At 41.6% G+C, this 21014-nt stretch carries 28 protein-coding genes; 16 read left to right on the forward strand and 12 right to left on the reverse strand.

Annotated elements, in window-relative coordinates; translation table 11 throughout:
* The first annotated feature begins 4 nt into the window (after positions 1–4).
* The 3 genes from menB (at position 5) to menC (ending at position 3465) form a co-directional block, all read left to right on the forward strand.
* Positions 5–823: a 1,4-dihydroxy-2-naphthoyl-CoA synthase gene (menB, locus tag MHI60_RS12440; RefSeq protein WP_144471476.1), complete on the forward strand. Its 819-nt coding sequence runs from the start codon at positions 5–7 to the stop codon at positions 821–823.
* A 70-nt stretch (positions 824–893) separates the two neighbouring features.
* On the forward strand, positions 894–2354 hold the full coding sequence (locus MHI60_RS12445) for an o-succinylbenzoate--CoA ligase (RefSeq protein ID WP_144471474.1): 1461 nt from the start codon (positions 894–896) through the stop codon (positions 2352–2354).
* The gene (gene menC / locus MHI60_RS12450) at positions 2341–3465 is read left to right on the forward strand and encodes an o-succinylbenzoate synthase (protein WP_095409361.1); all 1125 of its coding nucleotides are present in this window, start codon (positions 2341–2343) and stop codon (positions 3463–3465) included. Before MHI60_RS12445 ends, menC begins: the two co-directional genes overlap by 14 nt.
* Positions 3466–3579: 114 nt before the next feature.
* Here menC and MHI60_RS12455 read toward each other — a convergent pair whose 3' ends face one another.
* From MHI60_RS12455 to MHI60_RS12470, 4 genes are all read right to left on the reverse strand, one after another.
* Positions 3580–3771 (reverse strand): hypothetical protein, encoded by a 192-nt coding sequence (locus MHI60_RS12455; protein WP_095409360.1) that lies wholly within the window; start codon positions 3769–3771, stop codon positions 3580–3582.
* A 23-nt stretch (positions 3772–3794) separates the two neighbouring features.
* Entirely contained in the window at positions 3795–3953 is a 159-nt protein-coding gene (locus MHI60_RS12460) for a DUF1540 domain-containing protein (RefSeq protein ID WP_008360682.1), read from the reverse strand.
* A 68-nt stretch (positions 3954–4021) separates the two neighbouring features.
* Positions 4022–5068: a cytochrome d ubiquinol oxidase subunit II gene (locus MHI60_RS12465; protein ID WP_186318667.1), complete on the reverse strand. Its 1047-nt coding sequence runs from the start codon at positions 5066–5068 to the stop codon at positions 4022–4024.
* Between the two features lie 22 nt (positions 5069–5090).
* The gene (locus MHI60_RS12470) at positions 5091–6422 is read right to left on the reverse strand and encodes a cytochrome ubiquinol oxidase subunit I (protein ID WP_047203537.1); all 1332 of its coding nucleotides are present in this window, start codon (positions 6420–6422) and stop codon (positions 5091–5093) included.
* Between the two features lie 176 nt (positions 6423–6598).
* On the opposite strand from MHI60_RS12470, the gene MHI60_RS12475 reads away from it, so the two are divergent.
* Positions 6599–6841, forward strand: coding sequence for a type B 50S ribosomal protein L31 (locus MHI60_RS12475; RefSeq protein ID WP_041086807.1), 243 nt, complete (start codon positions 6599–6601; stop codon positions 6839–6841).
* Positions 6842–6917: 76 nt separating this feature from the next.
* On the opposite strand, the gene MHI60_RS12480 is transcribed toward MHI60_RS12475, so the two are convergent.
* The gene (locus MHI60_RS12480; protein ID WP_144471470.1) at positions 6918–7901 is read right to left on the reverse strand and encodes a zinc ABC transporter substrate-binding protein; all 984 of its coding nucleotides are present in this window, start codon (positions 7899–7901) and stop codon (positions 6918–6920) included.
* A 215-nt stretch (positions 7902–8116) separates the two neighbouring features.
* On the opposite strand from MHI60_RS12480, the gene MHI60_RS12485 reads away from it, so the two are divergent.
* Positions 8117–8683, forward strand: a complete 567-nt coding sequence (locus MHI60_RS12485; protein ID WP_024424929.1) for a carbonic anhydrase — start codon at positions 8117–8119, stop codon at positions 8681–8683.
* A gap of 1 nt (position 8684) precedes the next feature.
* Here the strand turns inward: MHI60_RS12485 and yidD are convergent, their stop codons facing one another.
* Positions 8685–8909 carry a membrane protein insertion efficiency factor YidD gene (gene yidD / locus MHI60_RS12490; RefSeq protein WP_041107381.1) on the reverse strand — a complete coding sequence of 75 codons (225 nt, stop codon included), beginning with the start codon at positions 8907–8909 and terminating at the stop codon, positions 8685–8687.
* A 126-nt stretch (positions 8910–9035) separates the two neighbouring features.
* On the opposite strand from yidD, the gene MHI60_RS12495 reads away from it, so the two are divergent.
* Both MHI60_RS12495 and MHI60_RS12500 read left to right on the forward strand, forming a co-directional pair.
* Positions 9036–9509, forward strand: coding sequence for an S-ribosylhomocysteine lyase (locus MHI60_RS12495; RefSeq protein ID WP_003217624.1), 474 nt, complete (start codon positions 9036–9038; stop codon positions 9507–9509).
* Between the two features lie 117 nt (positions 9510–9626).
* Entirely contained in the window at positions 9627–10061 is a 435-nt protein-coding gene (locus MHI60_RS12500; RefSeq protein WP_144471468.1) for a FixH family protein, read from the forward strand.
* Positions 10062–10069: 8 nt separating this feature from the next.
* Here MHI60_RS12500 and ytzI read toward each other — a convergent pair whose 3' ends face one another.
* On the reverse strand, positions 10070–10216 hold the full coding sequence (gene ytzI / locus MHI60_RS12505) for a YtzI protein (RefSeq protein ID WP_003217544.1): 147 nt from the start codon (positions 10214–10216) through the stop codon (positions 10070–10072).
* A gap of 131 nt (positions 10217–10347) precedes the next feature.
* Here ytzI and MHI60_RS12510 point away from each other — a divergent pair, with 131 nt between their 5' ends.
* The 4 genes from MHI60_RS12510 (at position 10348) to MHI60_RS12525 (ending at position 12015) form a co-directional block, all read left to right on the forward strand.
* A complete protein-coding gene (locus MHI60_RS12510; protein ID WP_095409356.1) occupies positions 10348–10785 on the forward strand; it encodes a Dps family protein in 438 nt (145 codons plus the stop codon).
* 126 nt (positions 10786–10911) lie between these two features.
* On the forward strand, positions 10912–11103 hold the full coding sequence (locus MHI60_RS12515) for a hypothetical protein (protein ID WP_024424925.1): 192 nt from the start codon (positions 10912–10914) through the stop codon (positions 11101–11103).
* A gap of 155 nt (positions 11104–11258) precedes the next feature.
* Positions 11259–11663 (forward strand): phage holin family protein, encoded by a 405-nt coding sequence (locus MHI60_RS12520; protein WP_075611804.1) that lies wholly within the window; start codon positions 11259–11261, stop codon positions 11661–11663.
* Positions 11664–11706: 43 nt separating this feature from the next.
* Positions 11707–12015 (forward strand): hypothetical protein, encoded by a 309-nt coding sequence (locus tag MHI60_RS12525; protein WP_024425787.1) that lies wholly within the window; start codon positions 11707–11709, stop codon positions 12013–12015.
* A gap of 28 nt (positions 12016–12043) precedes the next feature.
* Here the strand turns inward: MHI60_RS12525 and MHI60_RS12530 are convergent, their stop codons facing one another.
* Both MHI60_RS12530 and MHI60_RS12535 read right to left on the reverse strand, forming a co-directional pair.
* Positions 12044–12829, reverse strand: coding sequence for an AIM24 family protein (locus tag MHI60_RS12530; RefSeq protein WP_144485020.1), 786 nt, complete (start codon positions 12827–12829; stop codon positions 12044–12046).
* 22 nt (positions 12830–12851) lie between these two features.
* Entirely contained in the window at positions 12852–13463 is a 612-nt protein-coding gene (locus MHI60_RS12535) for a TerD family protein (protein WP_144485018.1), read from the reverse strand.
* A gap of 248 nt (positions 13464–13711) precedes the next feature.
* Here MHI60_RS12535 and ytkD point away from each other — a divergent pair, with 248 nt between their 5' ends.
* Complete coding sequence (gene ytkD, locus MHI60_RS12540; RefSeq protein WP_144485016.1) at positions 13712–14188, forward strand: RNA deprotection pyrophosphohydrolase; 477 nt, start codon at positions 13712–13714, stop codon at positions 14186–14188.
* Between the two features lie 32 nt (positions 14189–14220).
* Here ytkD and MHI60_RS12545 read toward each other — a convergent pair whose 3' ends face one another.
* The 3 genes from MHI60_RS12545 to MHI60_RS12555 are packed head-to-tail and all read right to left on the reverse strand — an operon-like array spanning position 14221 to position 16789.
* A complete protein-coding gene (locus MHI60_RS12545; protein ID WP_048239164.1) occupies positions 14221–15015 on the reverse strand; it encodes an ABC transporter permease in 795 nt (264 codons plus the stop codon).
* On the reverse strand, positions 15002–15772 hold the full coding sequence (locus MHI60_RS12550; protein WP_034279407.1) for an ABC transporter ATP-binding protein: 771 nt from the start codon (positions 15770–15772) through the stop codon (positions 15002–15004). The genes MHI60_RS12545 and MHI60_RS12550 overlap by 14 nt, the downstream gene beginning before the upstream one ends.
* A gap of 15 nt (positions 15773–15787) precedes the next feature.
* Positions 15788–16789: an ABC transporter substrate-binding protein gene (locus MHI60_RS12555; protein ID WP_144485014.1), complete on the reverse strand. Its 1002-nt coding sequence runs from the start codon at positions 16787–16789 to the stop codon at positions 15788–15790.
* A 174-nt stretch (positions 16790–16963) separates the two neighbouring features.
* On the opposite strand from MHI60_RS12555, the gene MHI60_RS12560 reads away from it, so the two are divergent.
* The 4 genes from MHI60_RS12560 to crtI are packed head-to-tail and all read left to right on the forward strand — an operon-like array spanning position 16964 to position 21000.
* The gene (locus MHI60_RS12560) at positions 16964–17692 is read left to right on the forward strand and encodes a carotenoid biosynthesis protein (RefSeq protein ID WP_144485012.1); all 729 of its coding nucleotides are present in this window, start codon (positions 16964–16966) and stop codon (positions 17690–17692) included.
* Entirely contained in the window at positions 17661–18410 is a 750-nt protein-coding gene (locus MHI60_RS12565) for a lysophospholipid acyltransferase family protein (protein ID WP_095409349.1), read from the forward strand. The genes MHI60_RS12560 and MHI60_RS12565 overlap by 32 nt, the downstream gene beginning before the upstream one ends.
* Positions 18395–19522 (forward strand): glycosyltransferase, encoded by a 1128-nt coding sequence (locus MHI60_RS12570; RefSeq protein WP_144471466.1) that lies wholly within the window; start codon positions 18395–18397, stop codon positions 19520–19522. The genes MHI60_RS12565 and MHI60_RS12570 overlap by 16 nt, the downstream gene beginning before the upstream one ends.
* Positions 19519–21000 carry a phytoene desaturase family protein gene (gene crtI, locus MHI60_RS12575; RefSeq protein WP_144471464.1) on the forward strand — a complete coding sequence of 494 codons (1482 nt, stop codon included), beginning with the start codon at positions 19519–19521 and terminating at the stop codon, positions 20998–21000. The genes MHI60_RS12570 and crtI overlap by 4 nt, the downstream gene beginning before the upstream one ends.
* Positions 21001–21014 lie beyond the last annotated feature (14 nt).

The raw sequence follows: 21014 nt of genomic DNA on the forward strand, positions 1-21014 counted from the left end.
ATTGATGGCTATTGAATGGCAAACTGAGCGTCTGTATGACGAAATTTTATATGAAACGTACAATGGAATCGCAAAGATTACGATTAATCGTCCACACGTACATAACGCGTTTACGCCAAAGACTGTTAGTGAATTGATTGATGCATTTTCACGAGCTCGTGATAATTCAGAAGTTGGTGTGATCGTACTTGCAGGTGCTGGCGGAAAAGCATTCTGTTCTGGTGGAGACCAAAAAGTTCGCGGCCATGGCGGTTATGTAGGTGACGATCAAATTCCACGTCTAAATGTATTAGACTTACAGCGTTTGATTCGTGTCATACCAAAACCAGTTATCGCAATGGTGGCAGGTTATGCGATTGGCGGAGGACACGTTCTTCACGTTGTGTGTGATCTGACGATTGCAGCAGATAATGCGATTTTTGGACAAACAGGTCCAAAAGTAGGCAGCTTTGATGCTGGTTATGGTTCAGGCTATCTTGCACGTATAGTTGGTCATAAGAAAGCAAGAGAAATTTGGTACTTATGCCGTCAATATAATGCACAAGAAGCGCTTGATATGGGACTTGTTAACACAGTAGTACCATTAGATCAGCTTGAAGAGGAAACGGTGAAGTGGTGTGAGGAGATGCTAGAAAAGAGCCCGACTGCTTTACGATTCTTGAAGGCTGCATTTAACGCAGATACAGATGGATTAGCTGGAATTCAGCAATTTGCAGGAGATGCGACTCTTCTTTATTACACAACAGATGAAGCAAAAGAAGGACGCGATTCCTTTAAGGAAAAACGCAAGCCGGACTTCGGTCAGTTCCCGCGTTTCCCTTGATTCAATGATATCAATGAAAACAGCTTAGTGCATCAGACTAAGCTGTTTTCTTTTACGAAAAGGAGGTGTCATGATGAAGCAACCTAATTGGCTGCTGCACCGTGCCTATTTAACGCCAGATCGAGTCGCACTCATATACCAAGAGAAAGAGTGGACATTTCACGAATTGGCTCAAGAAGTGGACGAGCTTTCAAATAGACTTGCACAGGCATCATTGAAAAAAGGGGAAACGGTTGCGCTTTTGATGAACAATCATCCTCACATGGTGATGATTGTTCATGCCTGTTTTTTATTAGGGTTAAAAATCGTGCTATTGAACAACAAGCTGACAAAGGCTGAAAGACGCTATCAGCTAGAAGATGCAAAAGCAGCGGCTTTATTAACAGAATCTAGTTATGCAAGCGACCATGAGGGTGATTTACCCGTTTATACAATGGAAACTTTACCTGAACCAGGGCAAGGCCATGACAAGAAGATCGAGAGTGAATTTGATTTGAATGAAACAGCGACCATCATGTATACATCTGGGACAACAGGACGTCCAAAAGGGGTAGAGCAAACGTTTGGCAATCATTTTCATAGTGCAATTTCCTCTGCACTGAATCTGGGTCTCAGAGAGGATGACCGCTGGCTCATTTCCCTGCCTCTTTTTCATATTAGCGGCTTATCCGCGTTATTTAAGTCTGTGATATATGGGATGACAGTCGTGCTTCATCAGAAGTTTGATGTTGACGAAGTAAAGGATTCTATTGAACGGCATCGCGTGACGATGATTTCTGTTGTTCAGACGATGTTATCTCGTTTATTAAGCAGACTGGAAGAATGTCCATCTTCTTTGCGCTGTCTTTTATTAGGCGGAGGGCCTGCGCCTTATGTGATGCTCCAAGAAAGCAAAGAGAAGGGCTTTCCTGTCTTTCAATCGTACGGTATGACGGAAACCTGTTCACAAATTGTGACCCTTGCCCCCGAATTTAGTGTAGAGAAACTTGGTTCATCGGGAAAACCTCTTTTTGGGTGTGAGCTGAAAATTCAAGATGGTGATCGCATTTGCCGTCCTTTTGAGCATGGCGAAATTATGGTGAAGGGTGCAAATGTGATGAAAGGATACCTTTACCGTGAAGAAGCGACCGCGGCTGCCTTTGATGAGGGCTGGCTGAGAACGGGTGATATTGGCTATGTGGATGAGGAAGGGTTCTTATTTGTGCTTGACCGTCGTTCAGATTTAATTATTTCTGGCGGAGAAAATATTTATCCTGCGGAAATTGAAGCGGTTCTTTTAACACATCCGCATGTAAAGGAAGCCGGAGTAACGGGTATGTATGATGATAGATGGGGAGAGGTGCCTGCTGCTTTTCTTGTAACAGATGATAAAATACCGGAGAATGAGCTCTATGCTTTATGTGAGTCGCATTTAGCCAAATATAAATGGCCCGCCGCTTTTCACTTTGTGGACGAGCTGCCTAGAAATGCGTCGAATAAATTGCAAAGGCACAGACTCAAATCAAAGGGGTTTTTAGATGATTCAAATTGAACGAGTGATTTTATATCATGTCACGATGAAGCTTAAACAGCCATTTACAACAAGTCTTGGAACCATTTCAGAGCGTGAGTTTATTATTGTTGAAGTAAAAGATCAAACCGGATTGACTGGATGGGGAGAGGTATCTGCCTTTTCTTCTCCGTGGTATACAGAAGAAACAATTGAGACTTGCTATCATATGCTGAGGGCTTTCTTTATTCCGAACGTGCTGACGCGCACCTTTACACATCCTTCAGAAATACCTGACAGTCTGTATCAATTTAAAGGCAATAGGATGGCGAAAGCAGGCATTGAAGCAGCTGTTTGGGATATTTATGCGAAGCGTGAGAATAAGTCTTTACGCGATGTATTAGGCGGCACAAAAGATAGAATACCATCTGGTGTTGTGGCGGGGTTAGGCCCTATTGACGATATGCTTCAGCAAATTCAGCAATTTGTTGACCAAGGCTATCAGCGGGTGAAGGTGAAAATTAAACCGGGACAAGATATTGGACTGCTGCAAAAGATAAGAGAGTCTTTTCCTGAGCTGCCATTAATGGCAGATGCAAATTCTGCTTATGAATTAAAAGATATTAGCAAACTCAAGCAGCTCGACGATATTCGTTTATTAATGATTGAACAGCCTTTAGCTGCAGATGATATTGTGGACCACCGCCATTTGCAAAAGCATTTAAAAACGCCGATTTGTTTAGATGAAAGTATTTGTTCTTTAGATGATGCCAGAAAAGCTGTAGAGCTTGGCAGTTGTCAAATCATTAATGTAAAGCCTTCACGAGTTGGTGGACTGACAGAGGCTCTTAAAATTCATACGTTCAGTAAGGAGCATCAAATTCCGTTATGGTGCGGGGGAATGATTGAAACAGGTATTTCCCGAGCGCAGAACGTGGCACTTGCTTCGCTTCCTCAATTTACAATTCCCGGTGATATTTCAGCTTCGTCAAAATATTGGGAGCAGGATATCATTTTTCCTGAAATTAAAGTTGAAAATGGGTTTATTGAGGTGCCCCGCTCCCCAGGAATGGGCGTGGAAGTTGATTACCAAGCGCTCCGTTCATTTTCAGATAAAATCGACGTGTTTACAAAACATGATTTTGTGAGATAAAAACGAAGGAATGACCTTTTGCATACCCAATAGAATCTAGGTATAGTGAGAGAAAGTTTTTCCTTCCTGTCTAAACAAAAAAAGAAAGAGCGGTGGTCCACTCTTTCTTTTTTCTTACTCTTCTACCAGCTCGCTGTCATAAGCAAGCTGTCCGATATACTGATGCATTTCACTTGGCATGTTTGATGCATGTCCATATTCATAATCCCAAAGATTTAAAAAGGAGTGAGCGGCTTGGTGGAATGCGGCTTCATCCGCGTCATGAATTTCGTCAAAAAACGTTTGAAGCAGCCGATCGTGTTTCAAATTGAAGCGCCTCCTTTAATGACTTAAAGATCTTGTGGTTTAAACGTTTTACAATCCGTTTCTTCACTTTTCTCAGCCGTATTTCCTGTGTGGCTGACGACATAGATTGCATCTGCACCACAGCGGTTTCCAGCATTCCAATAGGAACAGTTATTGACTTCACAAAGGATTTTTTGACTCATACAGATGACCTCCTTTTGAGTATGTCTTTCATCTATAATGTAACCGAAATGAAGCTCGCCCATTCATGTTAATCTTCCTGGCGAATATAACGCTTATCCTTCATAAATAATTTCCAGAAGAAATAGAAGCCAGGAAATAAGATGATAAAACCTACAATATAGGTGATAAATAATGCCCTAAATGTGACAGGGTCTGTAAATCCAGACATGATTGTAATATCTGGATAGGCCATATAAGGCAAATGGGCACGCCCGTACACATAGCTTGCTAAGAAATATTGAATGGTAATCGCAATGACGGCAAGGCGTGGTCTTCCTTTCCGGTTCTTAAACCGGCTGTTTGGTAAAAATAGAGCCAGGCCTGCGAGCAGAAACATTAGGAGAGATACAAGAAGAATAGGGATGTTCTGCATCATTTTTGTGAAAAGCCAATTGGCCTCGCTTCGTAAAGTCAGCATGATAAAAAAGGCCATCATGAGTGAAAGAGGACCCGTAATGAGCGCACCTCTTCTATATATGCTGTAAGCTTCATTTTCATTAGCTACATTAGAGAAATCGGCTAAAAGTAAGGACGAAAGAAAAAGGGTGCTGAAGATGGCAAAGCCGACAAAAGAATAAACATTTGCACTTGTAAAGACCAGTCCAAGATCTAGTGAGTAGACGTTGTTCTCCTGAAAGATAAATCCACCATGGGTAATTGGGAGAACCATGATCAGGATGGACGGAATGATAAAGCCGCTGATCCCTGAAATGTAAGTCACCGCTTTTCGGTATTTCTTAGGCAGTGAATGAGAAAACACGAGAAACCCGCTTCGCAGTGCAAGAAGTAATAATATGATGCTGCCGGGTATTAATAAAACGGTACCAAGTACAAAGGTCGCACCTGGAAACAGGCTGAACAATGCGACAACGATGGCCACAATAAAGACGTTTGTCACTTCCCATGTTGGAGAAAGGTACTTATTTGCGATATTAGCGGCTTTTGTTTGTTCTCTATTCATATAAATCATCGACCAAAATCCTGCGCCGAAATCCATTGATGCCATCACTGCATAGATAAAAACGAATCCCCATAAGATGGTGATTGCAATGAGCGCATCAGTTGTAACATCCATTTGCATCAAGATCGCTCCCTTTTTAAGATTCTGTTAACCGTAAGTCTTCTTCAATCGTATGTTTCCTAAAGTAGTACGTCAGCACAATAACGGTTGCAATGCCTAAGATGAGATAGACAATGGCAAAAAGGATAAAAAGTGTCCCGATCGAGCCAGATGATGTGACAACCTCAGAGGTTTTGAGCATTCGATAAATGACCCATGGCTGACGGCCTGTACAAGCAAAGATCCAGCCAAATTCAATAGCCAAAAGACTAAGAGGCCCGCCGAATAAGTAAAGAAAAAGAAGCCACTTCGGAAATTTTTCACGTTTTAAAATTTTACGATAAAGCAGTGCTAATACCGCAAATAGAATGAGCACCGATCCAATAATGACCATGCCGTTAAATAATGTGTGTATAAATAATGGCGGCCACTCGTCACGGGGAAAATCATTTAAGCCTTTGACCACCGTATCGAAGCTATTTCCTGCCAGAAAACTAAGCGCCCAAGGAATTTCGATCGCACCTTTAATTTCCTGCGAATCAGCATCCGTAAAACCACCTATTGCAAGAGGCGCATGTGATTGCGTTTCAAACAAACCTTCAGCTCCAGCCAGCTTTTCAGGCTGATATTCATATAGAAGCTGAGCGGACTCGTGGCCATTTAAGGCTGTTAGAAAGGAGAAAAGGCCTCCTACAATGAGTCCTAGAAAAAGGGCTTTTCGATGAAATGTATAGAGTTTTTCATTCTTTTTAGTTTTGAGCATTTTAAAAGCTGCTACTGAAGCAATCACAAAAGCACCTGTTGTAAAAGCAGAAAGCACGACATGTGTGGCAGTCACAGCAAAGCTTGGATTGAAAAAGGCCTTCCAAGGCTCGATATTTGTGATTTCTCCATTCACCATCTGAAAGCCAGCAGGTGTTCCTTCAAAAGCATGTACGTTTGTAATCAGAATCGCTGATGCAGCTGCACCAATGACGATAAAAATAACGGTAATGATGCGCATTGCATTTGATAGGCGATCCGCTGCATACACATAAATAGACATAAATAATGCTTCTATAAAGAAGGCATAAATTTCAATCTGGAATGGCAGTGACATGACCTTTCCAATGACCTCCATAAAACCTGGCCACAAAAGGGCAAGCTGAGTACCAGCAATCGTGCCTGTTGGAATGGCGACCCCTAACAGAACAGCCTGCGCTTTTGTCCATCGCTTGGCCATGATGGCATAATGCGGGTCCTTCGTTTTTTGAAAGATGAGTTCAGCTAACAAAATCATTAGCGGGATGCCGACGCCAAGCGAGGCATAAATAATATGAAAGCCCATAGTTGTGCCGAACAGGCTTCTAGCTAAAACGAGATCAGTCAATTTTTTCTCCGCCTTTCTTATCGCTTCTCTTTTTCATAATGCTTATTATTCTCCACCATTTTTAGATTATTCTTCCTGACTAAGAAAGCTTGTTTTTTGACAAGTTGTATAAGAGGGAGTAGAATATAAGTATAAAACGTAACCATTACGTTTTGATAATGAAAGGAGTTTTGACATTGAAAAGAGATATTCATCCAACCTCACATGAAGTTGTATTTATGGACGTAAACAGCGGTTACCGCTTCTTGAGTAGATCGACAAAGACATCAAATGAGACAGTAGAGTGGGAAGATGGGAAAACGTATCCTGTCATTAAAGTAGAAACAAGCTCTGATACGCATCCTTTTTATACAGGACGCCAAAAATTCGGAGAAAAAGGCGGAAGAGCCGAGCTGTTTAAGAAAAAATATCAAATGTAATCAAAAAGAAGCACACTTTATAAGGTGTGCTTTTTTACAGCAAAAAGCCCCGGCTGATCAACCGGGGTTCAAAGCATTAATCATTTAATGCAGTTTTTAAGGTCTTTAAGTTTTGTTTCATTAAGCTGACGTAACTTTCTCCATTTTTGGCATCATCTTCAGTAATGGATTCTAGATTTTTAAGGGTTAAGCTTTTTGCCCCAATTTCACTGCGGATTGTATCTGATACTTTGCTGCTGACGTTGTTTTCAAAAATAACGTATTGAATGTGATGCTGTTCCGCTTTTTGTACAATGTTTTCGAGCTGTTTTTGTGATGGCTCTTCAGAAGCGGATAATCCTAAAACACTGATTTGCTCAATGCCATAACGCTTTTCCCAATAACCATAAGCTGCGTGAGAAACAAGGATTTCTTTATGTTTCGCTTTAGATAACGTTGTTTTGAATTCTTGGTCTAATGATTGCAAATCTTTTTTTAGATTTTCATAGTTTTTAGTGTATTCGTCTTTATGATCTGGATCTAATGAGACGAGTGTGTCTTTAATGTTTTTCGCCATTTGCTGCGCATAAACGGGATCTAACCATGCATGAGGGTCTTTATCTCCGTGATCGTGCCCATCATGGTCGTGATCTTCACCTTCGTGATCATGATCTTCGCCTTCTTCATGTGCATGTTCTTCTTTTGTCGATAACAATTTGATGCCTTCGGCTGCTTTGACTGTTTTCACACCTTGATTTTTTAATGTGGCAGCAGTTTTGTCTGCGAATGCTTCAGCCCCTGTACCGCTGTAGATAAAGGCATCACCTTCAGCCATTTCAACCATCGTTTTAGAACTTGGTTCAAAGCTGTGTGCATCTGCATTGGCAGGATACACGCTTTGAGCATGAACGTGGGAGCCGCCAATTTTTTCAGTGAAATCTTGAATTGGGAAGATCGTGGTGTAAATGGTTAGTTTCCCGTCTGCCTTTCCTTTTGAAGCATTAGTGCCCGCACTGCTTGAGCAAGCGGCAAGACCGATCGCGAATAAAGCAGCTGTTAAAATAAAAAAGATTTTTTTCATGTAGAAAATGTCTCCTCTCAATCTAATAGATAGAAATGATTACGATTTAATGTCCTGAGTTATTGTATCGTAATAATTACGATTTGAAAAGAGGAAATTAAAAAATTTTCATCAGCAGATGTTTCCTCTAAAAAAAATAAGCAGCAAAACGTGACGAAATTTCTTACATTGTGCTATATTTATTTTTAAAAAAAGATAAAGGAATGGACAAACGTATGAAACTTTTAGATGAAATCATTGAATATAATCAACAATTTATTGAAGAAAAGAAATACGAAGAATTTACAACAACAAAGTTTCCACAGAAAAAAGCTGTCATTCTATCGTGTATGGATACAAGACTTGTTGAATTGCTTCCGCGTGCCATGAACATGAAAAATGGCGATATTAAGATTGTCAAAAGTGCTGGAGCGCTTGTTTCTCATCCATTTGGAAGTATTATGCGAAGCATTTTAGTTGCTGTTTATGAATTAAATGCTGACGAGGTATATGTCATTGGGCACCATGATTGCGGGATGAGCAAAATAGACAGCCAGACACTTTTAAATAAAGCCGTTGAGCGCGGTATTCCAGAAAAACGTATTGAAGTACTGGAATACTCAGGAATTGATTTTAAACAGTGGCTCAAAAGCTTTAGTTCAGTTGAAGAGAGCGTGAAGGACAGTGTGTCCGTAGTGAAAAATCACCCGCTTCTTCCATCAGATGTACCTGTACATGGGCTTGTCATTGACCCTGGAACAGGGAAGCTTGACTTAGTTGTCAACGGATATGAAGAAAAGTAAGTTATTTTTCCTTTTTAGGCGGAACAGGATCGATGCCGCCAGGGTGAAGCGGATGACATTTTAAAATCCGTTTTATGGTGAGCCAGCCGCCCTTGATCGCGCCATGCGTTTTGATCGCTTCTAGTCCATAGTTTGAGCATGTTGGATAAAACCGGCAGCTTGGCGGTGTAAGAGGGGAAATACATTTTTGATAAAAGCGTATCATGCCGATAAAAATTTGTTTCATAGAGGTTCCTCCTTGTCTGTCTTTCACAGTATAAGAAAAAAGGACAAGGAAGGAAAGTTTTATAAACTAAACTGGTCGGAGAAATATGTTATAATATAGGAAATTGCAATTATAGGAGTGGTGATTATGCCTTCAGTTGAAAGCTTTGAACTTGATCATAATGCTGTAAAAGCGCCATATGTTCGTCATTGCGGCGTTCATAAAGTGGGATCAGATGGGGAAGTAAATAAATTTGATATTCGTTTTTGTCAGCCAAACAAGCAGGCGATGAAACCTGATACGATTCATACATTAGAGCATTTGCTTGCATTTAATATTAGAACACACTCAGAGAAATATGACCATTTTGATATCATTGATATTTCTCCAATGGGCTGCCAGACAGGATATTATTTAGTTGTCAGTGGTGCACCAACTCCAAAAGAGATCGTTGAACTTCTTGATGCAACATTCAAGGATGCGGTTGAAGTAACAGAAATTCCTGCTGCAAACGAAGAGCAATGCGGCCAAGCGAAGCTTCATGATCTTGAAGGAGCAAAACGTTTAATGCGTTTCTGGCTTTCTCAGGATCAAGAAGAGCTTTTAAAAGTATTTGGTTAATAGAAGGACGAACCGGACATTAGATGTCCGGTTTTTTATTTGAATTCAATCAGAGATGTCAAAATAGGGGATATTTGTTAAAATGGACATGTCAGTAAAAGAAGGGGGAAGCGCAGGATGCGAAAAATGTTGGGAATGATTCTGATGCTCACGTTATTGAGTGCATGTGGAAACTCTGCAGCAAATAGCGGCAAAGGGGAAGTGCCTGAGCTATTAGAAGTAAAACTCACAGGACCTGAGCAAGTGGAGAAAAATGAAAGCGTTATAGTAAAAGCAGCTGTCACATACGGTGATACGCCTGTTGATGATGCAGATGATGTTCAATTTGAAGTGTGGAAAGATGGCGACAAGGATAACAGCAAGATGATTCAGCCAAAGAAAGAAAACAAAGGTGTATACGAATTACACACAGCCTTCAAAAAAGATGGCCTTTATATCATACAAGTCCATGTGACAGCTAAACAGCAGCATAATATGCCGAAAACGAACATCCACGTAGGCGAGATGAAAAAAGAGAGTTCATCTACTGAAGAAGAAACCTCACATCATTAAAAACAGTTTTATTTTGGATTAGGACGTTGGTTTGGTTCAGCATCTTGTGGTGAATCGACTTTATGCTTATATTCATAAGCCTTCGATGTCGTCCATAATGATAAAAAGACAACGATTGAGATAATGATAAAGCTGATAATCCCAAGTAACAGCATCTAACTCCCTCCTTATTTCCATATTAACATATATTTCATGCAGTCAAAATAGAAGAAATTGATGGAAGGTTTCAGTATAATAAGAAAAGGGTATTCTCATACTAAACGCAATTACATAAGGAGGAATAAACATGTCTGAAAATTTATTAAACGTTGTGAATAAACAAGTAGCTGATTGGACTGTGCTTTACGTGAAATTACATAACTATCATTGGTATGTAAAGGGGAAAGATTTCTTTACACTCCATGAGAAATTTGAGGAACTATATACAGAAACAGCTACATATATTGATGATTTGGCTGAGCGTATGCTTGCTTTAAATGGACAGCCTGTTGCGACAATGAAAGAGTGCTTAGAAATTTCCAGCATTCAAGAAGCAGAAGGCAAAGAATCAGCGGAGCAAATGGTGAAAAATCTATATAATGATTTCTCCAATATCGCTGAGGAATTAAAGAAAGGAATGGAGCTGGCTGCAGAGGTTGGCGATGAAACAACAGGTGATATGCTGCTTGCGATTCATCAATCCATTGAAAAACACAACTGGATGCTTAAAGCATATTTAGGATAATACACGTATGTGAAAAGAATGTCGGTCATCAATAGATCGACATTCTTTTTTATTGGAATCGGGACAGACAGCCCATTGAAATCATAGGGCTTTCAGCCGAAGAGAAAAGAGAAGGGAGGGAAGAAGATGTCTTCTATTGCAGGAATGATGAGTCAGCAAGTAGCGAGCATTCAAAAGACACTCAATATCAGTTTGTTGAATTCACAGCTTGCTACAAATACAGCACAAGCCATGGTGATGCTGGATCAAGTGCAGCAGCAGCCTCAAGCTGTTCAGCCAAAGGATTCAGATGCTTCATTTATTGATGTCAGAGTCTAAAAAAGAGAAGCCGCCTCAAGGGGCGGCTTTTTTGGTTTCATTCGTTTCCCTGAGTACATAACAGCGCCTTTATTTTTTGTCGTCCAAGCTATTGCGAGCATCCGGCATATACTATTGAGGTAAGGAGTTCCACTTTGAAAGGATGTTGATGCCAAGTGAGCAAGGATTTAGGCATCTTTTCGTTGGTTACAGTGAGTTTGTCGGCGATGGGCTTTCTGTTTGGTGGAGCAGGATATTTACTGATGATTTTAGTGACGTTGATGGCTATTGAATTAATTTGTTCAAGCCTAAGAGAATCTTTGACTGGACAGCTCACAATGAAGCGGTTTTTTACGCGGCTTGTTCGAAAGATTGTGACAGTCTCCTTAATATCTATGGCACATTTCTTCGATGTCATGCTGAAGACAAATGGGACGATTAAGGATTTAGCGATCATCTTTTATATAATTTATGAATCTTACCAAATCGTCTTGACAGCCAGAGCCCTTGGAATTCCCATTCCGCAGTTGTTTATTGATGTGTTGGACATGTTGAAAAATAAATTGCGCAAAAAGCCGTAATTTCCTCATATCTGGTCATACTAAAGGAAAAAGGATGATTCAGATGGCGAGACACACATACTATGTATCCGTACAAGATGGATCGATATCGCAGCATAGAGATGCGGCGGCTTGGCAATTTCAAATAGAAGCAGATGATGATCAAATCTTGCAGCTGAGAGACTATTTCGATGAACAATATATGACAGATTGGAAAGGCTTCTTTAGGGCGCATGTTCCGTTTCTTGAATATCATTATGATAGTCCAAATGATGAAATGGATAGAAAAAGAAAAGAGATTTACACAATGATTTATGAGCTCGGCAATGAAGAGACAAGGAGCTTTATTGAGACAAATGGTTTGATGAATTGAAAAAGCATGTAGAGAATCTCTACATGCTTTATTTTCGCGGTTGTAAAATGCCTCCGATCAGATCACTGATCCCGCCGCCTCTATTTTCTTGCTGTGAATTGGTGAATTCATGAGAGGAGCTCTGGCTCTGAGGCTTATAGCGATTATCGTCTAAGCCAACCCGTAAGCCAGATGTGCGCTCAGATGGCTGGATAATGACGATTTGATCTTGTTCCTGGAACTCAAATAAGTAGGATTCGCCAGATGTTTGTCCAATGAAAGTTTTCCAGTTTACATCTAGTTTGACCTTCGGTGCTTTGCCCGTCCAAGCGACAATCGCGTCAGGGTCTACACGGCAGGGGGCTTTTAAGATGAGCGGATTTCCATTCGTTTTAATGGCGACCTGCGCTCCGTGACCTTGATAGGAAAGTTTTGATGTAAACAGTCCTTTTTGCGATAAAATACCAACGCCTACTGGTGTGACACCGTAATGGCATTCCTCAGTAAAGGCAAGTAAATCTTCACTTTCTACACTTACATGCTGCCAAGGACCACTTGGCTCAAGATTAATCACTGTTACGTGCTCGCTTGCATCCGCCAAGTAGCAAGTACCTTGTCCACTCACTTCCATCATCTCAAGGTTTTCACCTGTGAATTTTCTGCTGATGTGGTTAAATACTTGACTGACCATATTTCCTTTATTCGTTCCGAGTAATCGCTTGCGGTATTGGAAACTTCCTTGATCGGCAATCATGGCGCCTTTTTTGGCAAAAAAGATTCCGCTGCCTTCTGCTTGTAAGGTAAGTTCTTCTATTGTGATGAAATGAAATCCCATAGGTGCCGGCTCCTTTCCTGCATCAAGAAGTGAATCCATAGATGCGGCATAAATCATTTAAATCTAGAGTAGTCCCTTGCCCGGTCGCGGTGATTTTCCATTCCTCCTGATCTCTCGTGAGTTCAGCGCATATAATGGATGTACAATACGAATAATCCTCTGTTAACTGAAAGGTACAAATCTCTTGCTGCGAGATTTGGTCAGTAAGGCGCACGTAGGCATTGGTGACTTGTCCAAAATGATGCTGGCGTTCGTGAGCATCATGTATCGTGGCTGTGACGACAATTTTTTGAATGTCAGGTGAGACTCTGCTTAATTGCATAATGATCATTTCATTGTCTCGATACCCTCCGCCAAATTGATGATCACCAAGATGACGAACAGCTCCGTCTAAGCTTTGCTGCTGGTGATAATAGATCAAATGCTTAGGGGACAACAGCTTGTCCTCTTCATTTAAAAGAAACGCTTGCGTATCTAAATCAATTGGCTGACCAGCCAGGTCCCAGCCAAGCCCGATATGAATTTGGTCGATCGCTGGATTGTCTTTTGTTAAATCTAACTTTTGCCCTTTCATAAGGTGTTTCTTGAGCACCTCATGGGGTACGTCTTGTTTTGACCCATTGTTTATACTCATGCTGATTTCCTCCTCGTTGTCATAGGATCAACACTGATTCATTTACGTCATATAGGGATAAAAGGTTTCATGATTAACATTGGGTGAAGTTGGAAATGATAAAAAGGTTTTAGCAACAATACCTCATTTTAGATACAGACGAATTGGAACCACTCGTTTGTTTCACTTTTGATAAAAATTCTTCAGAGAAATGTGATCTGTGGTATGATGTTTTACAAGAAGCAAGGACAGGATATGAGGGATTTCACATGCATGTATTTAAAGACTATTATCATAATACGGTCAAGCTCTCTTTTGAGGAGAAGCCTTTTTCAAGTTATCCTAAGCATGTTTGGGCTATCTGCCGCTACCAAGGGAAATGGCTGCTCACTGAACATGAGGATCGGGGCTATGAGTTTCCAGGAGGGAAAGTTGAGCCGAATGAAGAAGCAGACCAAGCCGCTATACGGGAGATTCAAGAAGAGACGGGTGCTGTTGTTCGTGAATTAACGTATATTGGTCAATATCAGGTGCTGGGCAGAGAAAAGGTCATTGTCAAGAATATTTATTTCGCTGATATTGAAAGGCTAGTGAAGCAAGACACGTATTTTGAAACGAAAGGACCCGTTCTTTTCGCAGACTTGCCAAAATCCATCGCAAAAAATAAGAATTTCAGTTTTATTATGAAAGATGATGTGTTAAGACAAAGTCTTGCTTATTTAGAAAAGAACGGTTTGATTCGTTAAAAAAAGCGCAGGGAGACAATCCCTGTGCTTTTTTATTTTTGAAGAAAATGGCGTTCGAGCCATTCCACTAGCTGGTACATGATGGTCGCAAACACGGCAATAATGAAAAGACTTAAGAACACGAGTGTAAAGTTGAAGACTTGAAAGCCGTAAATGATCATGTAGCCGAGCCCTTTTGAAGAAACAAGAAATTCTCCTACAATGACCCCAACCCAAGAAAGGCCGACATTGACCTTGATAGCAGAAATCATCGTTGGAATACTAGCTGGTAAAATGACCTCGCGAAAGACGACGCTTTTTTTCGCACCAAAGGTTTTCATCACCTTTAAATAATTCTCATCGACCTCTTGAAAGGCTGTATATATGACGATCGTCGTAATGATCACACTAATGATTGCGCCCATGGCAACGATGCTGATCATGCCAGGCCCAAGGGCTACGATTAAAATAGGGGCGAGGGCAACTTTTGGCATGGCATTTAAAATGACTAAATAAGGATCGAGAACGTTTGCCAGGCGGGTGGACCACCATAAGGCGGCAGCGAGCAAAATGCCGCAAAAGGTACCAAGTAGAAATCCGAGCACTGTTTCAAATAATGTAATACTCATATGATTCACTAAAGACCCATCGGATATTTTTTGTACAAACAATTGGCAGACCGCAGATGGTGAACTAAATATCAGTGGATCGATGAGACGAAAATGACTGGCAAGCTCCCAAAGCGAAAAGAAGCTGGCGAAAATAATGAACTGATAGATTCGGGTCATGCGTTTTTCCATTCGGTATTTTTTGCGATAGGCTTCATGTAAAAGGTCACTGTGTTTCAACTGTTTTCAGCTCCTTCCAAATTGTTTGAAAGAGCTCTTGGAAACTCTGGGTCTGTCTTGCTTTAAAAGGAGAAAGAGTCCTCAGATCATCTGGAACGGTAAAGATTCGCTGGATCGAGCCAGGATGCTTTGAGAATAAGAAAATGCGGTCACTCATCGCAATGGCTTCGCCGATGTCATGTGTCACAAGGACCGCTGTTTTTTGATAGTTTTTGAGTGTATGAAAGACGAGATCCTCTAAAGTGAGTTTGGTTTGGTAGTCTAGAGCTGAAAAGGGTTCATCTAGTAATAGAAGACCGGGATTCACTGCAAGCGTTCGGGCGAGAGCCGCACGCTGCCTCATGCCGCCTGACAGCTCCTTTGGGTATTTTTCCTCCACATCATGAAGGCCAAGCTTAGGCAGTAAACCAAGAGCAGCGGAGGTGGCTTCATGTGAATCTTGCTTGGTAATTTTTAACCCTAGAATGATATTTTCCTTGATGGTTTTCCAAGGGAACAAATAATCTTGTTGGAGCATGTAGCCGATTTGATGCTCCTTTTGATTCGGTTCTTTTCCTTCGATTAAAATGCGGCCTTCAGAGGGCGGTGTTATTCCTGCAATGATAGACAAAAGGGTGGTTTTTCCGCAGCCGCTGGGACCAATAAATGAGATAAATTCTCCTTGGTCTATCTCCATATTGATGTGCTGTATGGCCGTTGTTTTTTCTTTTAAAGAGAAGTACGTGTGGGTCACATGGTCAATTTGAAGGAAAGACATGTGCTACCTCCTATTCTATTTGTGATCTGTGACCTTCTTTGCAATGGATGAATCGACAAGTTGTTTGTACGGGATAAATTTCGGCAATTCATCGCTCTCCTTCATGATTTCCTGCAATTTGTTCCATTCCTCTTCATTCAGAAGGGGATCTGTTGCATAGGAATCCTGCTGTTTGTAACGTTTGATGGCAGTTGATAAGACATCAAGTTCTGTGTCAGGAAAATGAGATTGAATGGTTTTGGCGATCTCCTCCGGCTGTTTGGCTTTTACCCATTTCTGCGCTTTGTAAATGGCACGAGTGAAGGCTTCTGCTGTCTCTTTGTTTTCCTCTAAGTAACTCTTCTTTGCCATGAAGGTGGTATATGGCACTTTCCCGGAAGCTTCTCCAAAGGAGGCGGTAATGTACCCTTTGCCTTCTTTTTCAATTAAGGAAGCTGTCGGTTCGAATAACTGCACAAAATCGCCAGTTCCAGAGGAGAAAGCACCTGAAATGTTGGCAAAATCAATATTTTGAATCATGCGGAGATCCTTTTTTACATCAATGCCTTCCTTTTTCAGGACATATTCACCGACCATTTGCGGCATGCCGCCTTTCCGCTGCCCAAGAAAGTCTTTTCCTTTTAATTGATCCCAAGAGAATTCGCTCACTTTCTCCCTTGAAACAAGAAATGTACCGTCTGTTTGTGTCAGCTGTGCAAAGTTGATGATAGAGTCTTTTGTGTCTTGAGCCTCTACATAGATAGAGGATTCAGATCCGGTCAGGGCGATATCTGCGCCGCCGGATAAGAGAGCTGTCATCGTTTTATCGCCGCCCCAAGTCGTTTTTAATTCTACCTCTAGCCCTTCTTCTTTGAAGAAATCCTCAGCTAAGGCAACATATAGCGGAGCATAAAAAACCGAATGGGTCACCTCGGCTACTTGTACGGTCTGCTCTTGTTCTTTTTTACAGGCGACAAATGGAATAAAGAGCAGGACAACGACGATGAATGCCAGTCTGACTTTGATGGAACGATTCAAGAGTAATTCGCCTCCTTTGTTCTAGATCACTAATTAAAGTATGTCAAAAGGGATTTTTGGTGAGTGCCTAGATGAAAATAAGAAGCGCATTGTTTATTTATAGAACGTGTCTTTTTTTCTATACTAGAAGCATGAATACTTTCTTGAATTTGGAAGAAATAAAGGAGCGGTTTCGTGTATAGAGTGAGTTGGGTATTTCTTGGATGGTATTTAGTAGGGCTCATATTAATGGTCTTTTTTGAAGTACCAGCATGGCTTCAGTTTGCAAATGGCATTTTTCTTGTGCTGTATGCCTGCTGTGTGATAGAGATTGGGCGAAATATTTATGGATCATGGGGGGGTGTGATCAAAAGGGCAGCCATTGTCGGGGTGCTGACATTTACGGTTGAATGGGTAGGGATTACAACCGGGTTTCCTTTCGGGGCCTATGACTATTATCCGACGTTAGGTTTTCTAGTGGCAGGGGTGCCTTTAACCATTGCTTTTGCATGGGTTGGTGTGTTTTTAAACAGCCTTTTTTTATCCACTCAGCAGTCGAAATGGAAACGAGCTGTCGAAACGGGGATATGGATTGTCTTGCTTGACCTCATATTAGATCCAGTAGCGGCTGAACGGAAATTTTGGGTGTGGTATGACGGCGGTGGATTTTATGGTATTCCTTTTGAGAATTTTGTGAGCTGGGGTATGATTGGAGCAGGACTTTCCTTTCTCTTCCCGCGTGTTCAGGTTGGTCAAAAGGCCCTCAGCTGGACGAGTCGTATTTATCAGGCAATGGTGTTCTTTTTTGGTGTGCTGGCATTAAAGGGCGGGCTTGAAGTCATTTTTTATTTAGCACTGATCATTGTTATTTTGTGTGAAGGAAGGGTTCAATTTGAAAGAAAGCGACAAAAGCCGATCGTTTAGACGTATATTTTCTCTTTATCTTGAGCGGTATTTACTTCATAAACATTTCCGCTGCGTGATGATGAAAGGCGCTGTGGATCCAAACGAGAAGCTGCCTGTTCTTTATCTCGCCAATCATAGCTCGTGGTGGGATGGACTGATCATCTTTCTTTTAACAGAAAAAGCGTCTGGGCTCGATCACTATATGATGATGGAAGAGAAGCAGCTGAAGCAATATGCCTTTTTCCGAAAGCTTGGTGCGTTTCCGGTTCATAAAGAGAATCTGAAAAGTGTGAAGCAAGCATTAATGACGGCAAAAGAGAACATGCAGGCTGGCGGGGCTGTATGGCTTTTTCCACAGGGGAAAATCATCCATCAGGATATGAGGCCGCTTGAATTGGAGGGCGGGGCTTCATTTTTAGTGAGACAATTTGAGCAAGTCGTGGTGAAGCCTGTGACCTTGCATTATACATTTAATCAATTTCAAAAGCCGACAGTATCTGCTTTGTTTGGTGAAGATACCTTAGTATGTGGCGGCGGAGAGCTTCGAAGCAAGGAAGTGACGCATCTGCTTAGGGATCTGCTTGAAACGCAGTTAAACGCACATCAAGCACAGGTCATCGCAGATCCTGATTTTACAACTAATCAAGAATTTAGACAGATGACGAGGACAAGTCAGTCAACAAGTGATGCGTTTGATTCCTTTAAAAAGTGGGTGAAAACATGGCGGTCTTCTTAACCGTAATCAGTGTACTCTTGCTCTGTCAGTTTATTTTCACCATATGGAATATGAAGCAGCTTCCTGTTTTAAAGCCAGCATCCATTTCGCCTGATGAACTTATTTCATTATCAATTCTGATTCCAGCGAGAAATGAGGAAAAACGAATAGAAGCCTGTCTTCAGTCGATCGTTGATCAACATCTTTACCCGAAAGAGCTTATCGTCCTTGATGACCATTCTACAGACCAGACAAGAGCGATAGTGGAGCGCTTCGCAGAAACATATCCGTGGATCCGTGTCCAGTCAGGACAGCCATTAAAGCGGGGCTGGCTTGGTAAATCATATGCCTGCTCTCAGCTCGCTGAGGCAGCAGCTTCTGACTGGCTGTTATTTTTAGATGCGGATGTCCGGTTAAAAAGAGGGGCAGTTGAATCAGTGTACAAGCAGTTATGCATGCAAAAAACGGGCATGCTGTCAGGTTTTCCAGAACAAAAAACAGGCACATTGTTTGAGCATCTTGTGGTTCCTATGATGATGTTTACCATTGGCTGTCATCTGCCAGTAAAATGGGTAAAAAAATCTAAGAATCCCGCTTTTGCCGCAGCACATGGAGGTTTTATTGCCATTGAAAAGAATTGTTATTACGACATTGGCGGGCATGAAGCGATCAAGGATTCACTAGTTGATGATATGGCTTTGGCTAGACGGGTGAAGGAAAAAGGCTTTCCGTTCACCCTTGCAAGCATTCATCCATTTGTGTATATGAGAATGTATGAGAGTGGACAAGAGGTTTGGGAAGGTTACCGCAAAAATTTGTTCCCGGGCGTGAATCGAAGCATTGCTTTATTAAGCAGTGTCTTTTGTTTATACACCCTCCTTTATTTGGTTCCTGTCATTTGTTTCATGATCGCATTGTTTCAGCTGGATGTTTTGAGCATATGCTTAGCCATTCTTTGCTATGGGCTGGGTGTGTCGATTAAAGCGGCAATTGATATTGAAAACGGGCGGACATCTGCGATGGCTTTTTTATTGCCGGTCAGTATTTTAAGCCTGATCGCCATTGGCTTTGCTTCTATGAAAATCGGTCTGAAAAAAGAAGGGTATGAATGGAAAGGGAGAAGGTACGAATGAAAAAAGTGATCATCATCGGCGGCGGACTTGGCGGATTATCAGCAGCGATCCGTCTACAGTTACGCGGGGTTCAGGTCACCATTTTAGAAAAAGAAGCGGCTTTAGGCGGGAAATTGCAGCGCCATCATGGAGCAGGCTACTCTTTTGATTTAGGACCGAGTACCATTACAATGAAGGCATATTTTGAAGAAGTGTTTACAGGTTGTCATAGACGGATGGAGGATTATGTGACCTTTTATCCGATTTCTCCGCTTACTAAAAATATTTTTTCAGATGGACATACGGTCGAGTTTACGCCGAATATTGAGCAAATGGAATCACAAATTGCTGTATTCAGCCCTGAAGATGCAAAACAATACCGTGCATTTTTGCAGGAATCAAAGATGCTTTTTCAAAAGGCAGAGGAGCAGTTTTTAAATCGTTTGTTATTGAGCTGGAAGGATAAGGCGGATGTAAAGCTGATGAAAGCACTTCTCGCTGTCAAACCGTTCACATCCGTTCAGCGCCTGCTGCGTCAATATTTCCGTCATCCTCATACATTGGCGATGTTTGGACGATATGCCACTTATATCGGCTCTTCTCCCTACGAGGCGCCGGCTATTTTTAACATGATGGCGTATTTAGAAGGGGAGAAAGGGATTTATGGAATACAGGGCGGTACATATCGTTTAGTTGAGGCATTTGAGACACTGGCAAAAGAATTAGGCGTTCAGATTCACCTCAATGAACAAGTGAACAAGATTCATGTGAAGGATCGGCGGATCAAAGGAGTGGAGACGGATCAGCAGATGTATGAGGCAGATCAAGTCGTTGCAGGAGCAGATGCGCTGACTGTATACCGTCATCTCATAGATGAAAAAGACCGTCCTCATTTTTTAAATCAAAAACTGTCTGGCATTGAACCGTCGTTATCGGGCTTTGTTCTCTTATTAGGTGTACCTAAAGTCTATGAACAGCTGACCCATCACAATGTGTTTTTCCCTGAGGATTACGAGCAAGAATTCAAGGATATTTTTCAGAAAAAACAACTGCCTCAAGACCCGACGCTTTACATATGTTATTCAGGTCATTCAGAACCAGCTTTAAGCGGAGGACCGGGAAGAAGCAACCTGTTTGTACTGGCTAATGCACCTTATGTGACAAAAGAGCAAGATTGGGACATGCTAAAGGAGACATATCGTCAGCATATGAAAACCAAATTAAAAGAAAAAGGTCTTTTTGATTTGGATGACCTTATTGAATATGAAGCGGTTCAAACCCCGCTTGATCTGCAGCAGAAAACGGGTGCATATCGTGGAGCCATTTATGGCATGTCTTCAAACTCTTTCAAACAGGCGTTCTTTCGCATCAATAATCAGTCAAAGGACATTGAAGGACTGTGGTTTGTTGGGGGGACAAGTCATCCTGGCGGGGGCACGCCAATGGTGACAAAATCAGGTCAGCTTGTCGCAGAAGCGATGCTGAAGCAATGGACATAATCAGAGATGAAAAG

This window comes from Bacillus sp. FSL K6-3200 (assembly GCF_038630485.1).
Classification (GTDB): Bacteria; Bacillota; Bacilli; order Bacillales; family Bacillaceae; genus Bacillus; species Bacillus safensis.